The organism is Pseudomonas pseudonitroreducens, assembly GCF_021603645.1.
In the GTDB taxonomy this organism is placed as follows: domain Bacteria; phylum Pseudomonadota; class Gammaproteobacteria; order Pseudomonadales; family Pseudomonadaceae; genus Pseudomonas; species Pseudomonas pseudonitroreducens.
Window position 1 is genome coordinate 396634 of record NZ_BQHJ01000004.1, and the last position, 17032, is coordinate 413665.

A 17032-nucleotide genomic window follows, 5' to 3' on the forward strand; every position below is an offset into this window, starting at 1 on the left:
ACAGCATTTGTTGCCCCCACAAGATCAAGAATAAAGAGAGGTAAGACGATGCGTGGTGTATTGCGTATGACCCTGCTGGCCACTGCCGTGATGGGCTTTGCCGGTACTGCCCTGGCGGAAGACTGGAAGCTGGAGAAGGAAGACGACGGTGTGAAGGTCTTCCTCAGCCCGGTCGCAGGTTCCAAGTACAAGGCCTACCGTGGCGTCGTCGACATCAAGGCCGATGTGGCCAAGATCAACGCCCTGCAGGAAGACGTGGCCGGATCCTGCAAGTGGATTCACGCCTGCGCCGAGATGCGTCTGCTGAAGACCGAGGGCGACAATTCCTGGACCTACTCGAAGATCGACATGCCCTGGCCGGTGACCGGTCGTGACGTGGTGATCCACGTGACCACCGAGAAGACCGCCGACGGCGGCCTGATCCGTCATCTGAAGGCCGAGCCGAGCTACATTCCGGAAGAGAAGGGTGAAATCCGCGTGCCGAAACTGATCGGCGAGTGGAAGCTGGTGCCCAAGGGCGCGGGCGTGACCGAAGTGACCTACCAGGTGCAGACCGAGCCGGGTGGCAGCATTCCGTCCTGGCTGGCCAACAGCTTCGTGGTGGATGCACCGATGAACACCCTGAAGGGCCTGCGCAGCGCTGCCGAGAAGTAATCGGCGCTGTCGTTCCCTTTCGTGAAAAAGCCGCCTTCGGGCGGCTTTTTCGTTCCTGTAAGAAAGGGGCCATGACCGTGGCCACGTACATGGCGTGATCCTGCAATCGTTTGCCGGCAGGCTCTTCGTAGGAGCGAGCTTGCTCGCGAATGGGATTTCCAGCCGTAATGGCGTCAAGGGGTTTGCGAGCAAGCTCGCTCCTACAGAAAAGCCGTGGCAATAAAAAGGCCGCCCGAAGGCGGCCTTTCTTTTACGCCGTAGCGCTTAGCGGGCCTTGAGGTCCACGAAGTCGCGCTGGGTGGCGCCGGTGTACAGCTGGCGCGGACGGCCAATCTTGTACGGGCCGGAGAGCATTTCCTGCCAGTGCGAAATCCAGCCCACGGTACGTGCCAGGGCGAAGATCACGGTGAACATGCTGGTCGGAATGCCGATGGCCTTCAGGATGATGCCGGAGTAGAAGTCCACGTTCGGATAGAGGTTGCGCTCCACGAAGTAGGGGTCGTGGCGGGCGATTTCTTCCAGCTTCATGGCCAGTTCCAGCTGCGGGTCGTTGATACCCAGCTCCTGGAGAACCTCGTCGCAGGTCTGTTTCATGACCTTGGCGCGCGGGTCGAAGTTCTTGTAGACGCGGTGGCCGAAGCCCATCAGCTTGAACGGATCGTTCTTGTCCTTGGCCTTGGCCACGAACTTCTCGATGTTCGACACGTCACCGATCTCGTCCAGCATGCGCAGAACGGCTTCGTTCGCACCGCCGTGGGCCGGTCCCCACAGGGCCGCGATGCCCGAGGCGATACAGGCGAACGGGTTGGCACCCGAAGAACCCGCCAGGCGCACGGTGGAGGTGGAGGCGTTCTGCTCGTGATCGGCGTGCAGGATGAAGATGCGGTCCATGGCCTTGGCCAGCACAGGGCTGATCGGCTTGGTCTCGCAAGGGGTGTTGAACATCATATGCAGGAAGTTTTCTGCATAGTTCAGGTCGTTGCGCGGGTACATCATCGGCTCGCCCTTGGAGTACTTGTACACCATGGCAGCGATGGTCGGCATCTTGGCGATCAGACGATGCGCCGAGACTTCCCGGTGCTTCGGATTATTGATGTCCAGGGAGTCGTGATAGAAGGCGGAGAGGGCACCGATCACGCCGCACATTACGGCCATCGGGTGCGCATCACGGCGGAAACCGTTGAAGAAGGTCTTCAACTGCTCGTGAACCATGGTGTGGTTCTTGATGGTGCCGACGAACTTCTCTTTCTGCTCGGCAGTGGGCAGTTCGCCGTTGAGCAGCAGGTAGCAGGTTTCCAGGTAGTCGGACTTCTCGGCGAGCTGTTCGATCGGGTAGCCGCGATGCAGCAGTACACCTTTATCACCATCGATGTAGGTGATCTTCGACTCGCAGGAGGCGGTGGACATGAAGCCGGGGTCGAAAGTGAAGTGACCCGTGGAGGTCAGGCCCCGCACGTCGACAACATCGGGACCCAGCGTGCCGGAGAGGACAGGCAGTTCGACGGGGGCAGCGCCCTCGATGATCAACTGCGCTTTTTTGTCAGCCATGATGGCCTCCTATTTATGCTTGAAATCATCTGTACGACCCCCCACGCAGGGCCCGCACCACTATAGAGAGATAAATCCGAATGTCAATTTGCACAATCGGAGAAGTTTGGCTCCTCCAAGCCCCTGTTTTGCCGGAAAAATTTGCCTGTTTACGCCTTTTATGGGGGTGCGGCAATTAGTCCTTAGGTGGAGGTCTTTCCGTTGTCATTAGGGGCCTAACTGTCTATACTCGGCGACCAGCCGCCAAGGGCCGTCCGGCCTAGCTTGATTGGTGGTTGTCACTCCCGAAGGTGATGGGTACCTGACAAGTGCACCTCCCGACAACTAGCCCTGATCCATAGAAGGGCTCTCAGTGTGAAAAAAGCCGTGAATAGCAAACGACCCGTAAACCTAGACCTAAGGACCATCCAACTCCCTATCACTGCTTACACGTCGATTCTCCACCGCATCTCTGGCGTCATTCTGTTCGTGGGTATCGCAGTGCTGCTGTTTGCACTGGATCGTTCCCTCGCTTCGGAAGAAAGCTTCGAGCAGGTGAAGGCGTGTCTGACCCATCCGTTGGTCAAGCTTGTGATTTGGGGCCTGCTGTCTGCGCTGCTGTACCACCTGGTAGCCGGTATTCGTCACCTCATCATGGATGCAGGTATTGGCGAAACACTGGAAGGCGGTAAGCGTGGTTCGAAAATCGTCATCGCTGTCGCAGTGGTGCTGATCGTTCTGGCGGGGGTATGGGTATGGTAACTAACGTCACTAACTTGTCGCGTTCGGGTCTCTACGACTGGATGGTCCAGCGCGTCTCCGCGGTCGTTCTCGCGGCTTATGTTCTCTTCCTGCTGGGCTTCCTGATCGCTCATCCGGGTATCACCTACGCCGAGTGGCATGGTCTGTTCTCCCACAGCCTGATGAAGATCTTCAGCCTGTTGACGCTGGTTTCCCTGAGCGTGCACGCATGGGTTGGTATGTGGACCATCACTACCGACTACCTGACTCCGATGGCGCTGGGCAAGTCCGCGACCGTCGTGCGTTTCCTCGTCCAGGCGGTATGCGGCATGGCCATGTTCGCATTCTTCGTCTGGGGTGTGCAGATTCTCTGGGGTAACTGATCCATGGCTAGCATTCGTACTCTTTCTTTCGACGCCATCATCGTTGGTGGCGGCGGCGCCGGCATGCGCGCTGCGCTGCAACTGGCCCAGGGTGGTCACAAGACTGCCGTGGTGACCAAGGTCTTCCCGACCCGTTCGCACACCGTATCCGCCCAGGGCGGCATCACCTGCGCCATCGCTTCGGCCGACCCGAACGACGATTGGCGCTGGCACATGTACGACACCGTCAAGGGCTCCGACTACATCGGTGACCAGGACGCCATCGAATACATGTGCTCCGTCGGCCCGGAAGCCGTGTTCGAGCTGGAACACATGGGCCTGCCGTTCTCCCGTACCGAGCAGGGCCGCATCTACCAGCGTCCGTTCGGTGGCCAGTCCAAGGACTTCGGCAAGGGTGGCCAGGCTGCCCGTACCTGCGCCGCGGCTGACCGTACCGGTCACGCGCTGCTGCATACCCTCTATCAGGCCAACCTGAAGAACGGTACTTCCTTCCTTAATGAGTGGTACGCGGTTGACCTGGTGAAGAACCAGGACGGTCATGTGGTTGGCGTCATCGCCATCGACATCGAAACCGGCGACACCGTTTATATCCGCTCCAAAGCCGTGGTCCTGGCCACTGGCGGTGCCGGCCGTATCTACGCCTCCACCACCAACGCCCTGATCAACACCGGTGACGGCATCGGTATGGCCCTTCGTGCTGGCGTGCCGGTGCAGGACATCGAGATGTGGCAGTTCCACCCGACCGGCATCGCCGGCGCTGGTGTACTGGTCACCGAAGGCTGCCGCGGTGAAGGCGGCTACCTGATCAACGCCCATGGCGAGCGTTTCATGGAGCGTTATGCTCCGAACGCGAAAGACCTGGCCGGCCGCGACGTGGTTGCCCGCTCCATGGTGAAAGAAGTGATCGCCGGCAACGGCGTGGGCCCGAACAAGGACCACGTACTGCTGAAGCTCGACCACCTTGGCGAAGAAGTTCTGCACAGCCGCCTGCCCGGCATCTGCGAACTGTCCAAGACCTTCGCCCACGTCGACCCGGTTGTCGCTCCGATCCCGGTTATCCCGACCTGCCACTACATGATGGGCGGCGTTGCCACCAACATCCATGGCCAGGCCCTGACTACCGATGCCAACGGCAACGAGCAGATCATCGAAGGCCTGTTCGCCGTAGGCGAAGTGGCTTGCGTATCGGTACACGGCGCCAACCGTCTGGGCGGCAACTCGCTGCTCGACCTGGTTGTATTCGGTCGTGCCACCGGCCTGCACCTGGAGAAGGCGCTCAAGGATGGTATCGAGCACCGCCAGGCTTCCGAGTCCGACCTGGAATCCGCTTTCAAGCGCCTGAACGGCGTGAACGAGCGCACCAGCGGCGAAGAAGTCGCTCCGCTCAAGCGTGAGCTGCAATCCTGCATGCAGAACTACTTCGGTGTGTTCCGTACCGGCGAGTACATGCAGAAAGGTATCGCTCAGCTGGCTGATCTGCGTGAGCGTATCGCCACCGTCAAGATCAACGACAAGAGCCAGGCATTCAACACGGCGCGTATCGAAGCGCTGGAACTGCAGAACCTCCTCGAAGTGGCCGAAGCCACTGCGATTGCGGCAGAAGCCCGCAAAGAGTCCCGCGGCGCGCATGCCCGCGAAGACTTCGAGGAGCGCGATGACGAGAACTGGCTGTGCCACACCCTGTACTTCCCGGGTGAGAAGCGTGTAGCCAAGCGTGCCGTCAACTTCGCGCCGAAAACTGTTCCGGCATTCGAACCCAAGGTTCGTACTTACTAAGGGTGCCCGCCATGTTGCAAGTGAGTGTTTACCGCTACAACCCTGAGAAGGACGCTGCACCCTACATGCAGGACTTCCAGGTCGATACCGACGGCAAGGACATCATGGTCCTGGACGTGCTGGCACTGATCAAGGAACAGGACGAGGGCTTCTCCTACCGTCGTTCCTGCCGTGAGGGCGTTTGCGGCTCCGACGGCATGAACATCAACGGCAAGAACGGCCTGGCCTGCATCACTCCCCTGTCGGCCGCTGGCCTGAAGGGCGGCAAGCTGGTCCTGCGTCCGCTGCCGGGCCTGCCGGTCATCCGTGACCTGGTCGTCGACATGCGCATCTTCTACAAGCAGTACGAGAGCGTGAAGCCGTTCCTGCAGAACAAGTATGCAGCTCCGGCCATCGAGCGTCTGCAAAGCCCGGAAGAGCGCGAGAAGCTGGACGGTCTGTACGAGTGCATCCTGTGCGCCTGCTGCTCGACCTCCTGCCCGTCGTTCTGGTGGAACCCCGACAAGTTCCTGGGTCCCGCCGCGCTGCTGCAGGCCTATCGCTTCCTGGCCGACAGCCGTGACACCGAAACTCAGGCGCGCCTGGCGAGCCTGGATGACCCGTTCAGCGTCTTCCGCTGCCGCGGGATCATGAACTGCGTGAACGTTTGCCCGAAGGGTCTGAACCCCACCAAGGCAATCGGCCACATCCGTAACATGCTGCTGCAGAGCGGCACTTGATCTGCGGGCCTTGCGCCCACAGATCATGAAAGAGCGACACCTGTGCCGCCGGAACATTGTCCGGCGGTACAGTCCTTAGGACCCAAGCCCACAAAGCGGGGGTCCTGTTTTGAAAACGTATATATGACCAGCAGGGGCATCCGGGCTGGTACCCGGACTATCTGCGGGAATCGGTGGCTTGAAGTCGCTGTGTTTGACTTCGCGCCAGAGGTTCCACAGGTGGAGTCCCCTTACCGAGGGTGACCAAGCATGCACGAAAGCGTAATGCAGCGGATGTGGAACAGTGCCCATCTATCCGGTGGAAACGCTGCCTACGTCGAAGAGCTCTACGAGCTCTACCTGCACGACCCGAACGCTGTGCCAGAAGAGTGGCGCACGTACTTCCAGAAGCTTCCTGCCGACGGCAATCCTGCCCCCGACGTTTCGCATTCCTCTATCCGTGATCATTTCGTACTCCTGGCCAAGAACCAGCGCCGTGCCGCGCCTGTTTCCGCTGGCAGCGTAAGCACCGAGCACGAGAAAAAGCAGGTTGAAGTCCTGCGCCTGATCCTGGCATACCGTCTGCGTGGACATCAGGCAGCATCGCTTGATCCGCTGGGTCTCTGGGTGCGTACCGCTCCCTCCGACCTGTCGCTGGAACATTACGGGCTCACCGCTGCAGACCTCGACACTACTTTCCGGACCGGTGAGCTCTACATCGGCAAGGAAGAAGCGACCCTGCGTGAAATCCTCGATGCGCTGAAGCAGACCTACTGCAGCACCATCGGCGCCGAATTCATGCACATCGTCGATTCCGAACAGCGCCACTGGTTCGCCCAGCGCCTGGAAAGCGTCCGTGGCCGTCCGACGTACTCCGCCGACGCCCGCTCCCACCTGCTCGAGCGCCTGACCGCTGCCGAAGGCCTGGAAAAGTACCTGGGCACCAAGTACCCGGGCACCAAGCGCTTCGGCCTGGAAGGCGGCGAGAGCCTGATCCCGATGGTCGACGAGATCATCCAGCGTTCCGGCTCCTATGGTGTGAAGGAAATCGTCATCGGCATGGCCCACCGCGGCCGTCTGAACGTCCTGGTCAACACCCTGGGCAAGAACCCGCGCGAGCTGTTCGACGAGTTCGAAGGCAAGAAGCTGGTCGAGATGGGCTCCGGTGACGTGAAATACCACCAGGGCTTCTCCTCCAACGTCATGACCAGCGGCGGCGAAGTCCACCTGGCCCTGGCGTTCAACCCCTCGCACCTGGAAATCGTTTCCCCGGTGGTCGAGGGTTCGGTACGCGCCCGCCAGGACCGTCGCAAGGACGGCACCGGTGACAAGGTCGTGCCGATCTCCATCCACGGCGATGCCGCCTTCGCGGGGCAGGGCGTGGTCATGGAGACCTTCCAGATGTCGCAGACCCGTGCTTACAAGACGGGCGGCACCATCCACATCGTGATCAACAACCAGGTGGGCTTCACCACCAGCCGCCAGGACGATGCTCGTTCCACCGAGTACGCGACCGACGTGGCCAAGATGATCCAGGCGCCGATCTTCCATGTGAACGGCGACGATCCGGAAGCGGTCCTGTTCGTGACCCAGTTGGCCGTCGACTACCGCATGCAGTTCAAGCGTGACGTGGTCATCGACCTGGTCTGCTACCGCCGTCGTGGCCACAACGAGGCTGACGAGCCGAGCGGCACCCAGCCGCTGATGTACCAGCAGATCGCCAAGCAGCGCACCACCCGTGACCTGTATGCCGACGCGCTGATCGCAGCCGGCGTGCAGACCACCGAGCAGGCCCAGGAGAAGGTCGACGAATATCGCGACGCTCTCGACAACGGCCAGCACGTGGTGAAGAGCCTGGTGAAGGAGCCCAACAAGGAGCTCTTCGTCGACTGGCGTCCGTACGTGGGCCATGCCTGGACCGCGCGTCACGACACCCGTTTCGACCTGAAGACCCTGCAGGACCTCTCCGCCAAGCTGCTGGAAACCCCGGACGGCTTCGTCATGCAGCGTCAGGTGCAGAAGATCTACGAAGACCGCGCGAAGATGGCTGCCGGTGGCATGCCGATCAACTGGGGCTTCGCCGAGAACCTGGCCTACGCCACCCTGCTGTTCGAAGGTCACCCGGTGCGCATGACCGGTCAGGACGTCGGCCGCGGCACCTTCTCGCACCGCCACGCGGCGCTGCACAACCAGAAGGACGACTCGGTCTACATCCCGCTGGCCAACCTGTTCGAAGGTCAGCCGCGCGTCAGCCTGTACGACTCCTACCTCTCGGAAGAAGCAGTACTGGCATTCGAATACGGCTACGCCACCACCATGCCGAACGCGCTGGTGACCTGGGAAGCCCAGTTCGGTGACTTCGCCAACGGTGCACAGGTCGTGATCGACCAGTTCATCACCAGCGGCGAAACCAAGTGGCAACGTCTGTGTGGTCTGACCATGCTGCTGCCGCACGGTTACGAGGGCCAGGGTCCGGAGCACTCCTCCGCGCGCCTGGAGCGTTACCTGCAGCTGTGCGCCGAGCAGAACATCCAGGTCTGCGTGCCGACTACCCCGGCTCAGGTCTACCACATGCTGCGCCGTCAGGTGATCCGTCCGCTGCGCAAACCGCTGATCGTGATGACTCCGAAGTCGCTGCTGCGTCACAAGCTGGCCATCTCGACCCTGGAAGATCTGGCCGACGGTTCGTTCCAGACTGTGATCAACGAGATCGACAGCCTGGATCCGAAGAAAGTCGACCGCATCGTGCTGTGCAGCGGCAAGGTGTACTACGACCTGCTGGAGAAGCGTCGCGCCGAAGGTCTCGAGAACATCGCGATCGTTCGCCTCGAGCAGCTGTATCCGTTCCCGGAAGACGATCTGGCCGAGGTGCTGTCGCAGTACAAGAACCTCAAGCACATCGTCTGGTGCCAGGAAGAGCCGATGAACCAGGGTGCCTGGTTCTGCTCGCAGCACCATATGCGTCGTGTCATCGCCGCGCACAAGAAAGGTCTCAACCTGGAATACGCGGGCCGCGAAGGCTCGGCAGCTCCGGCTTGCGGCTACGCTTCGATGCACGCCGAGCAGCAGGAAAAACTGCTGCAGGACGCCTTCACCGTTTAACGCCAACGCGCAGTTGATACCGAATTTAAGGAAACACACATAATGGCTATCGAAATCAAAGCCCCAACCTTCCCGGAATCGGTTGCCGACGGCACCGTTGCAACCTGGCACAAGAAGGTCGGTGAAGCCGTCAAGCGTGACGAGCTGATCGTTGACATCGAGACCGACAAGGTCGTGATCGAAGTGCTGGCCGAGGCCGACGGCGTCCTGGCCGAGATCGTCAAGAACGAAGGCGATACCGTTCTCTCCAACGAGCTGCTGGGCAAGCTGAGCGAGGGCGGTGCCGCCGCTGCCGCTCCGGCGGCTGCCTCGGCTCCGGCTGCCGCACCGGCTGCCGCTGTACCGGCCGCTGCTGCCGCTGGCGACGACAACATCCTCTCGCCGGCCGCCCGCAAGCTGGCCGAAGAGAACGGCATCGACCCGAACAGCCTGGCCGGTACTGGCAAAGGCGGTCGCGTCACCAAGGAAGACGTCGTTGCTGCCGTTGAAGCCAAGAAGAACGCCCCGGCTGCCGCTCCGGTTGCCAAGGCTGCCGCTCCGGCTGCCGCTGCACCGGTGTTCGCCGCTGGCGACCGCGTCGAGAAGCGCGTTCCGATGACCCGCCTGCGCGCCAAGGTTGCCGAGCGTCTGGTCGAAGCCCAGTCCTCCATGGCCATGCTGACTACCTTCAACGAAGTCAACATGAAGCCGATCATGGACCTGCGCAACAAGTACAAGGACCTGTTCGAGAAGAAGCACAACGGCGTTCGCCTGGGCTTCATGTCCTTCTTCGTCAAGGCCGCCACCGAAGCCCTGAAGCGCTTCCCGGGCGTCAACGCCTCGATCGACGGCAACGACATCGTCTACCACGGCTACCAGGACATCGGTGTGGCAGTTTCCAGCGACCGCGGTCTGGTCGTACCGGTTCTGCGCAACGCCGAGTTCATGAGCCTGGCCGAGATCGAGAACGGCATCGCCACCTTCGGCAAGAAAGCCAAAGACGGCAAGCTGTCCATCGAAGACATGACCGGTGGTACTTTCACCATTTCCAACGGTGGCGTATTTGGATCCCTCTTGTCGACTCCGATCGTCAACCCGCCGCAGACCGCGATCCTCGGCATGCACAAGATCCAGGAGCGCCCGATGGCCGTTAACGGTCAGGTGGTCATCCTGCCGATGATGTACCTGGCGCTGTCTTACGATCACCGCATGATCGATGGCAAGGAAGCGGTAAGCTTCCTGGTCACCATGAAGGACCTGCTGGAAGACCCGGCTCGCCTGCTGCTGGACGTCTGATACGTCAATTCACACGACGGCCCCGTACTACACGACGGCCCCGCGAGGGGCCGTCCGCTTCACCGGAATAAGGATTGAGACATGAGCCAGAAATTCGACGTGGTTGTGATTGGTGCCGGCCCTGGCGGCTACGTAGCCGCTATTCGTGCCGCCCAGCTCGGCCTGAAGACCGCTTGCATCGAGAAATACATCGGTAAAGAGGGCAAGGTCGCTCTCGGCGGTACCTGCCTGAACGTAGGCTGCATTCCGTCCAAGGCCCTTCTGGACAGCTCCTGGAAGTACAAGGAAGCCAAAGAAGGCTTCGACGTCCACGGTATCTCCACCGGCGGCGTCAAGATGGACGTTCCGGCGATGATTGCCCGCAAGGCCAACATCGTGAAGAACCTGACCGGCGGCATCGCCACCCTGTTCAAGGCCAATGGCGTGACCTCCTTCGAAGGCCACGGCAAGGTCCTGGCCAACAAGCAGGTCGAAGTGACCGGCCTGGACGGCAAGACCCAGGTTCTGGAAGCCGACAACATCATCATCGCCTCGGGCTCCAAGCCGGTCGAAATTCCGCCGGCCCCGCTGACCGAAGACGTCATCGTCGACTCCACCGGCGCCCTGGAATTCCAGAGCGTACCGAAGAAGCTGGGCGTGATCGGCGCCGGCGTCATCGGTCTGGAACTGGGTTCGGTCTGGGCTCGCCTGGGCGCTGAAGTCACCGTCCTGGAAGCTCTCGACAAGTTCCTCCCGGCTGCCGACGAGCAGATCGCCAAGGAAGCTCTGAAGGTCCTGACCAAGCAAGGCCTGAACATCCGCCTGGGCGCACGCGTCACCGCTTCGGAAGTGAAGAAGAAGCAGGTCACCGTGACCTTCACCGACGCCAACGGCGAGCAGAAGGAAACCTTCGACAAGCTGATCGTGGCCGTGGGCCGTCGCCCGGTGACCACCGACCTGCTGGCCGCTGACAGCGGCGTGACCATGGACGAGCGTGGCTTCATCTACGTCGACGACCACTGCAAGACCAGCGTTCCGGGCGTCTACGCCATCGGTGACGTGGTCCGCGGCGCCATGCTGGCGCACAAGGCCTCGGAAGAGGGCGTGATGGTTGCCGAGCGTATCGCCGGTCACAAGGCCCAGATGAACTACGACCTGATTCCGTCGGTGATCTACACCCACCCGGAAATCGCATGGGTCGGCAAGACCGAGCAGCAGCTCAAGGGCGAAGGCGTTGAAATCAACGTCGGTACCTTCCCGTTCGCTGCCAGCGGCCGTGCCATGGCTGCCAACGACACCACCGGCCTGGTCAAGGTCATCGCCGATGCCAAGACCGACCGCGTACTGGGCGTCCACGTGATCGGCCCGAGCGCCGCCGAGCTGGTACAGCAAGGCGCAATCGGCATGGAATTCGGTACCAGTGCCGAAGACCTGGGCATGATGGTCTTCTCCCACCCGACTCTGTCCGAAGCGCTGCATGAAGCGGCCCTGGCAGTGAATGGCCACGCCATCCACATCGCCAACCGCAAGAAGCGCTAAGGAACGGGACCACGGCGGGGAGGGCGGCAGTCTTTTGCGAGGGGCTGCCACCCGACCCGCCGGATCGTTTCTCCCCCGAGGGGGACACGGTCACAGGTGGCGTGGTGCCACGAGCGCCGCGCCGAATGCGCAATACCCAAGACGAAAACGGTAGACAAGCATGAATCTCCACGAATATCAGGGTAAGCAGCTGTTCGCTGAGTACGGCCTGCCCGTATCCAAGGGCTTCGCCGTCGACACACCCGAAGAGGCCGCAGAAGCCTGTGAAAAAATCGGTGGTACCGAGTGGGTCGTTAAAGCCCAGGTACACGCCGGTGGCCGCGGTAAAGCGGGCGGTGTGAAGCTGGTCAAGAGCAAAGAGGACGCCAAGGCGTTCGCCGCCAACTGGCTGGGCAAGCGTCTGGTGACTTACCAGACTGACGCCAACGGCCAGCCGGTCAGCAAGATCCTGGTGGAATCCTGCACCGACATCGACAAGGAGCTGTACCTCGGCGCCGTTGTCGACCGTTCCAGCCGTCGCATCGTCTTCATGGCCTCCACCGAAGGTGGCGTGGACATCGAGAAAGTTGCGCACGAGACCCCCGAGAAGATCCTCAAAGCCACCATCGATCCGCTGGTTGGCGCACAGCCTTACCAGGGTCGTGAGCTGGCCTTCCAACTGGGCCTGAAAGGCGACCAGATCAAGCAGTTCACCCACATCTTCGTGGGCCTGGCCAAGCTGTTCCAGGACTACGACCTGGCGCTGCTGGAAGTGAACCCGCTGGTGATCAAGAAAGACGGCAACCTGCACTGCCTGGACGCCAAGATCAACATCGACTCCAACGCCATGTACCGTCAGCCCAAGCTGCGCGCCATGCACGACCCGTCCCAGGACGACGCTCGTGAAGCCCATGCGCAGAAGTGGGAACTGAACTACGTCGCGCTGGAAGGCAACATCGGCTGCATGGTCAACGGCGCTGGCCTGGCCATGGGCACCATGGACATCGTCAACCTGCACGGCGGCAAGCCGGCCAACTTCCTCGACGTTGGCGGCGGTGCGACCAAAGAGCGCGTGACCGAAGCGTTCAAGATCATCCTGTCCGACAGCAACGTCGCTGCCGTTCTGGTGAACATCTTCGGCGGCATCGTTCGCTGCGACATGATTGCCGAAGGCATCATCGGCGCCGTGAAAGAAGTCGGCGTGAAAATCCCGGTTGTCGTTCGTCTGGAAGGCAACAATGCCGACCTCGGCGCCAAGGTCCTGGCCGAAAGCGGTCTGAACATCATCGCGGCGACCAGCCTGACCGACGCTGCCCAGCAAGTCGTCAAGGCCGCGGAGGGTAAGTAATGAGCGTCCTGATCAATAAAGACACCAAAGTCATCTGCCAGGGCTTCACCGGCTCGCAGGGTACCTTCCACTCCGAACAAGCCATCGCCTATGGCACCAAGATGGTTGGCGGCGTGACCCCCGGCAAGGGCGGCACCACCCACCTGGGCCTGCCGGTGTTCAACACCGTCAAGGAAGCCGTGGAAGCTACCGGCGCTGACGCTTCGGTCATCTACGTTCCGGCTCCGTTCTGCAAGGACTCGATCCTGGAAGCGGCCTTCGGCGGCATCAAGCTGATCGTCTGCATCACCGAAGGCATCCCGACCATCGACATGCTGGAAGCCAAGGTCAAGTGTGACGAGCTGGGCGTGCGCCTGATCGGCCCGAACTGCCCGGGCGTGATCACTCCCGGCGAGTGCAAGATCGGCATCATGCCGGGTCACATCCACCTGCCGGGCAAGGTAGGCATCGTGTCGCGTTCCGGCACCCTGACCTACGAAGCCGTGAAGCAGACCACCGACGCCGGCTTCGGCCAGTCCACCTGCGTGGGCATCGGTGGCGACCCGATCCCGGGCTCCAACTTCATCGACATCCTGAAGCTGTTCCAGGAAGACCCGAAAACCGAAGCCATCGTCATGATCGGCGAAATCGGTGGTTCGGCTGAAGAAGAAGCGGCTGCCTACATCAAGGCCAACGTGACCAAGCCGGTGGTGTCCTACATCGCTGGTGTCACCGCACCGCCCGGCAAGCGCATGGGCCACGCCGGCGCCATCATCTCCGGCGGCAAGGGCACTGCGGACGAGAAGTTCGCCGCCCTGCAGGACGCTGGTGTGAAAACCGTGCGTTCGCTGGCCGACATCGGCAAGGCCCTGGCCGAGCTGACCGGCTGGGCGGTCAAGTAAGCACCTCGCTTACTGAACCGTTCGTCAACAGAGGCCACCTTCGGGTGGCCTCTGTCATTGCGGCGGCGTCTCAGAATTTTCGCTCAGGCGACATAGGCGATCATTACGCGGACGATCTGACGTATGTCAGTGCAGCTCCTCGGAATAGATCGTTAGGCTAGCAACTATATGAAGCGTCGCGCTCCCCACAAGGGAGGGCTCGCTCACCGTCAATTCCTACCCGGAAGCGACGGCGATTCCTGACCGTCAAGGATGGCGGGATAACCAGCATGCAGGAGCAACCGGGCCACGAGCCCATGGAAAACCTCTGCTATCGGACTTCCAAGAACAAATCACCGTACCGATGACAGCAGCATCACAGGATCCGCAGGCTCGCCCCGAGTGAGTCGGCCAGTCCCGTTCGATGCGGCTTTGTCACGTCTGTACGGCGTGCGTGCCTTGGGAGACCACAAACCCGCTTAAGCACTGTGGTATTTCCCTTCATGAAAGTCTTGAAAGGCCAGGACGTCCTGGCACTTGGTTTTATGACCTTCGCCCTGTTCGTCGGGGCGGGCAACATCATCTTCCCGCCGATCGTGGGCCTGCAGTCGGGGCCGCATGTGTGGATGGCCGCGCTGGGCTTCCTGATCACCGCGGTCGGCCTGCCGGTGATCACCGTCGTGGCGCTGGCCAAGGTCGGCGGGGCGATGGACACCCTGAGCCATCCGATCGGCAAGGTCGCCGGCGGGCTGCTGGCGGCTGTCTGCTACCTCTCGGTCGGGCCGCTGTTCGCCACCCCGCGTACCGCCACCGTGTCCTTCGAAGTCGGCCTGGCGCCGCTGACCGGCGAGGGCGCTCTGCCGCTGTTCCTCTACAGCCTGGTGTACTTCCTGATCGTGCTGGTGATCTCGCTGTATCCGGGCAAGCTGCTGGATACCGTCGGCCGCTTCCTCGCGCCGCTGAAGATCATCGCCCTGGCCGCCCTGGGCATTGCCGCCTTCATGTTGCCGGCCGGCCCCATCGGCATCGCTGAGCCGGCCTACCAGACGGCAGCGTTTTCCCAGGGCTTCGTCAATGGTTACCTGACCATGGACACCCTTGGCGCGCTGGTCTTCGGCATCGTCATCGTCAACGCGATCCGCTCCCGTGGCGTCGACTCACCGCGGCTGATCACCCGCTACGCCATCATCGCCGGTCTGATCGCCGGGGTCGGCCTGGCGCTGGTGTACATCAGCCTGTTCCGCCTGGGCTCGGGCAGCCATGACATCGCCGCCGGTGCCGCCAACGGCGCTGCCGTCCTGCATGCATACGTGCAGCACACCTTCGGCTCGCTGGGCAGCACTTTCCTCGCCGTACTCATCGCGCTGGCCTGCCTGGTCACCGCAGTCGGCCTGACCTGTGCCTGTGCCGAGTACTTCTGCCGCATCCTGCCGCTGTCGTATCGCAGCCTGGTGATCATCCTGGCCGGCTTCTCGCTGCTGGTATCGAACCTGGGCCTGACCAAGCTCATCCAGTTCTCCATCCCCGTGCTGACCGCCATCTACCCGCCGTGCATCGTGCTGGTGGCGCTGAGCTTCTGCGCCAGCCTGTGGCGTTCGCAGACCCGCATCGTTGCCCCGGTGATGGTGATTTCCTTCGTCTTCGGCATCATCGATGCTCTGAAGGGCGCCAAGCTCGACGCCTGGATGCCGGTCTGGATGGAACACCTGCCGCTGGCCGAGCAGGGCCTCGCCTGGCTGATCCCCTCGGTCGTCATGCTGGCCGTGATGGTGGTGATCGACCGCTTGCTGGGCAAACCCCAGGAAGCGATGGCTTGATATCCCGCCAGCCATGAAAAAGGCCGCCCACGAGGCGGCCTTTTTCTTGGTTGCGATTCGCGGTCGTGGGCGCCGTGTCCTGAAACGATAAACTGGCGTCTATCGGCTGCGTACTGACTTCATTCGCCTCGAATCGCAAGGAAATCCATGACCGACGTCGTCGACCTGTTCGACATCCAGTACTTCTGGAACCTGCTCGCCATCCTCTGGTTCCTCTTCTGCTGGATCGGCTACACCCGCTACGCCAAGACCAAGGCCCGCGATACCGCGTGCCTGGCCAGCGTGCTGCACCTCTATCGCCAGGACTGGATGCGCCGCGTGCTGCTGCGCGACAACCGGGTGGCGGACGCCAGCGTGATCGGCAATCTGGAGCGTAATGCCTCGTTCTTCGCCTCCAGCACCCTGATCATCCTCGCCGGCATTCTCACCTTGCTGGGTTCGGCCGAGCGTACGATCTCGGTTCTTGCCGACCTGCCTTTCGTGACCCCGCCCACCCGTGGGCTTTCAGAGCTCAAGCTGCTGTGCCTGTCGGTAGTGTTCGTCTATGCCTTCTTCACCTTCAGCTGGTGCATGCGCCAATACAACTTCGCGGCGGTGCTGATCGGTTCGGCGCCCATGGTCGGGGAGCGCAACGTTGGCGAGCTGGAGCGCAAGTCCTTCGCCGAGCGTGCGGCGCGCGTGGTATCTCTGGCGGCGCACCAGTTCAACCAGGGCCTGCGCACCTACTACTTCGGCCTGGCCATGCTGGCCTGGTTCATCAATCCGTGGATCTTCATGCTGGTGACGGCGGGCGTGGTGGGCGTGCTGTACCAGCGCGAATTCCATTCCAGCGTGCTCCACGTGATGGTCTACACGCCGACGCCCCAGGGCGACGCGCCACGGGATAACGACATTCCTCCCAGCGGCTGAGTGGCAATCGGCAGAAACGACAAGGCCCGCAAAATGCGGGCCTTGTCTTGTGCAACGGAAGCGAATTACTGCTTCTGTTCGCCGCCTGCAGGCTCCTGCGGTGCGGTGGCCGGGGCGGCCGGAGTAGCCGGGGAAGCTTCAGGTGCCGGCGGGGTGGTCGGCGCCGGAGTAGCCGGCTGCTCGGTCGCGGCCGGTGCCGGCGGCGCTTTCGGCTCTTCTTTCTTGTCGCAGGCGGCAAGGCCCAGACCTGCAACGATCAGCAGAGCGAAGGGAAGGGTTTTTTTCATGCGGAGCCTCCATGTGCGGCTTTCCTGGTGTTAGCCCTTTGAACCGACGTTATGTGAATTAGTTCAACGTATGTTCCCAAGGTCCTGAATTTCCTGACTGCAGGAGTGACAACGGCCGGGGTATGATGCTGCCCCGTGCAGTCAATCGGTCGACCCTT

14 protein-coding genes are annotated in these 17032 nt (G+C 61.7%); 12 read left to right on the top strand and 2 right to left on the bottom strand.

What is annotated here, in order from left to right; genetic code table 11:
• Positions 1 to 48: 48 nt before the first annotated feature.
• Complete coding sequence (locus L6D89_RS12325; RefSeq protein WP_236174645.1) at positions 49 to 654, top strand: START domain-containing protein; 606 nt, start codon at positions 49 to 51, stop codon at positions 652 to 654.
• A 264-nt stretch (positions 655 to 918) separates the two neighbouring features.
• Here L6D89_RS12325 and gltA read toward each other — a convergent pair whose 3' ends face one another.
• The gene (gltA, locus tag L6D89_RS12330; RefSeq protein ID WP_045208034.1) at positions 919 to 2202 is read right to left on the bottom strand and encodes a citrate synthase; all 1284 of its coding nucleotides are present in this window, start codon (positions 2200 to 2202) and stop codon (positions 919 to 921) included.
• A gap of 354 nt (positions 2203 to 2556) precedes the next feature.
• On the opposite strand from gltA, the gene sdhC reads away from it, so the two are divergent.
• The 11 genes from sdhC to L6D89_RS12385 all read left to right on the top strand — a co-directional run bounded on the left by sdhC (position 2557) and on the right by L6D89_RS12385 (position 16587).
• The gene (gene sdhC / locus L6D89_RS12335; RefSeq protein ID WP_236174646.1) at positions 2557 to 2943 is read left to right on the top strand and encodes a succinate dehydrogenase, cytochrome b556 subunit; all 387 of its coding nucleotides are present in this window, start codon (positions 2557 to 2559) and stop codon (positions 2941 to 2943) included.
• Entirely contained in the window at positions 2937 to 3305 is a 369-nt protein-coding gene (gene sdhD, locus L6D89_RS12340) for a succinate dehydrogenase, hydrophobic membrane anchor protein (RefSeq protein ID WP_024765472.1), read from the top strand. The genes sdhC and sdhD overlap by 7 nt, the downstream gene beginning before the upstream one ends.
• A 3-nt stretch (positions 3306 to 3308) precedes the next feature.
• Positions 3309 to 5081: a succinate dehydrogenase flavoprotein subunit gene (sdhA, locus tag L6D89_RS12345; RefSeq protein ID WP_054907941.1), complete on the top strand. Its 1773-nt coding sequence runs from the start codon at positions 3309 to 3311 to the stop codon at positions 5079 to 5081.
• Between the two features lie 11 nt (positions 5082 to 5092).
• A complete protein-coding gene (locus L6D89_RS12350; RefSeq protein ID WP_024765470.1) occupies positions 5093 to 5800 on the top strand; it encodes a succinate dehydrogenase iron-sulfur subunit in 708 nt (235 codons plus the stop codon).
• A gap of 249 nt (positions 5801 to 6049) precedes the next feature.
• Complete coding sequence (locus tag L6D89_RS12355) at positions 6050 to 8881, top strand: 2-oxoglutarate dehydrogenase E1 component (protein ID WP_236174647.1); 2832 nt, start codon at positions 6050 to 6052, stop codon at positions 8879 to 8881.
• A 42-nt stretch (positions 8882 to 8923) separates the two neighbouring features.
• Positions 8924 to 10156 carry a 2-oxoglutarate dehydrogenase complex dihydrolipoyllysine-residue succinyltransferase gene (gene odhB / locus L6D89_RS12360; protein WP_236199879.1) on the top strand — a complete coding sequence of 411 codons (1233 nt, stop codon included), beginning with the start codon at positions 8924 to 8926 and terminating at the stop codon, positions 10154 to 10156.
• 81 nt (positions 10157 to 10237) lie between these two features.
• Entirely contained in the window at positions 10238 to 11674 is a 1437-nt protein-coding gene (lpdA, locus tag L6D89_RS12365) for a dihydrolipoyl dehydrogenase (RefSeq protein WP_236174649.1), read from the top strand.
• Between the two features lie 160 nt (positions 11675 to 11834).
• Entirely contained in the window at positions 11835 to 13001 is a 1167-nt protein-coding gene (sucC, locus tag L6D89_RS12370; RefSeq protein ID WP_015477516.1) for an ADP-forming succinate--CoA ligase subunit beta, read from the top strand.
• Positions 13001 to 13882, top strand: a complete 882-nt coding sequence (sucD, locus tag L6D89_RS12375) for a succinate--CoA ligase subunit alpha (RefSeq protein WP_207883052.1) — start codon at positions 13001 to 13003, stop codon at positions 13880 to 13882. Before sucC ends, sucD begins: the two co-directional genes overlap by 1 nt.
• A gap of 482 nt (positions 13883 to 14364) precedes the next feature.
• Positions 14365 to 15678, top strand: coding sequence for a branched-chain amino acid transport system II carrier protein (gene brnQ, locus L6D89_RS12380; protein ID WP_236174650.1), 1314 nt, complete (start codon positions 14365 to 14367; stop codon positions 15676 to 15678).
• Positions 15679 to 15825: 147 nt separating this feature from the next.
• Positions 15826 to 16587, top strand: a complete 762-nt coding sequence (locus L6D89_RS12385) for a DUF599 domain-containing protein (protein WP_236174651.1) — start codon at positions 15826 to 15828, stop codon at positions 16585 to 16587.
• A gap of 65 nt (positions 16588 to 16652) precedes the next feature.
• On the opposite strand, the gene L6D89_RS12390 is transcribed toward L6D89_RS12385, so the two are convergent.
• A complete protein-coding gene (locus L6D89_RS12390; RefSeq protein ID WP_169939437.1) occupies positions 16653 to 16874 on the bottom strand; it encodes a hypothetical protein in 222 nt (73 codons plus the stop codon).
• Between the last annotated feature and the right edge of the window lie 158 nt (positions 16875 to 17032).

What these genes read in the sequence shown, in the direction of transcription:
- brnQ (WP_236174650.1), top strand. Translation starts at nt 14,365, where the DNA reads ATGAAAGTCTTGAAAGGCCAGGACGTCCTGGCACTTGGTTTTATGACC.
- odhB (WP_236199879.1), top strand. Translation starts at nt 8,924, where the DNA reads ATGGCTATCGAAATCAAAGCCCCAACCTTCCCGGAATCGGTTGCCGAC.
- sdhA (WP_054907941.1), top strand. Translation starts at nt 3,309, where the DNA reads ATGGCTAGCATTCGTACTCTTTCTTTCGACGCCATCATCGTTGGTGGC.
- L6D89_RS12325 (WP_236174645.1), top strand. Translation starts at nt 49, where the DNA reads ATGCGTGGTGTATTGCGTATGACCCTGCTGGCCACTGCCGTGATGGGC.
- gltA (WP_045208034.1), bottom strand. Translation starts at nt 2,202, where the DNA reads ATGGCTGACAAAAAAGCGCAGTTGATCATCGAGGGCGCTGCCCCCGTC.
- L6D89_RS12355 (WP_236174647.1), top strand. Translation starts at nt 6,050, where the DNA reads ATGCACGAAAGCGTAATGCAGCGGATGTGGAACAGTGCCCATCTATCC.
- sucD (WP_207883052.1), top strand. Translation starts at nt 13,001, where the DNA reads ATGAGCGTCCTGATCAATAAAGACACCAAAGTCATCTGCCAGGGCTTC.
- L6D89_RS12390 (WP_169939437.1), bottom strand. Translation starts at nt 16,874, where the DNA reads ATGAAAAAAACCCTTCCCTTCGCTCTGCTGATCGTTGCAGGTCTGGGC.
- sucC (WP_015477516.1), top strand. Translation starts at nt 11,835, where the DNA reads ATGAATCTCCACGAATATCAGGGTAAGCAGCTGTTCGCTGAGTACGGC.
- lpdA (WP_236174649.1), top strand. Translation starts at nt 10,238, where the DNA reads ATGAGCCAGAAATTCGACGTGGTTGTGATTGGTGCCGGCCCTGGCGGC.
- L6D89_RS12385 (WP_236174651.1), top strand. Translation starts at nt 15,826, where the DNA reads ATGACCGACGTCGTCGACCTGTTCGACATCCAGTACTTCTGGAACCTG.
- sdhD (WP_024765472.1), top strand. Translation starts at nt 2,937, where the DNA reads ATGGTAACTAACGTCACTAACTTGTCGCGTTCGGGTCTCTACGACTGG.
- L6D89_RS12350 (WP_024765470.1), top strand. Translation starts at nt 5,093, where the DNA reads ATGTTGCAAGTGAGTGTTTACCGCTACAACCCTGAGAAGGACGCTGCA.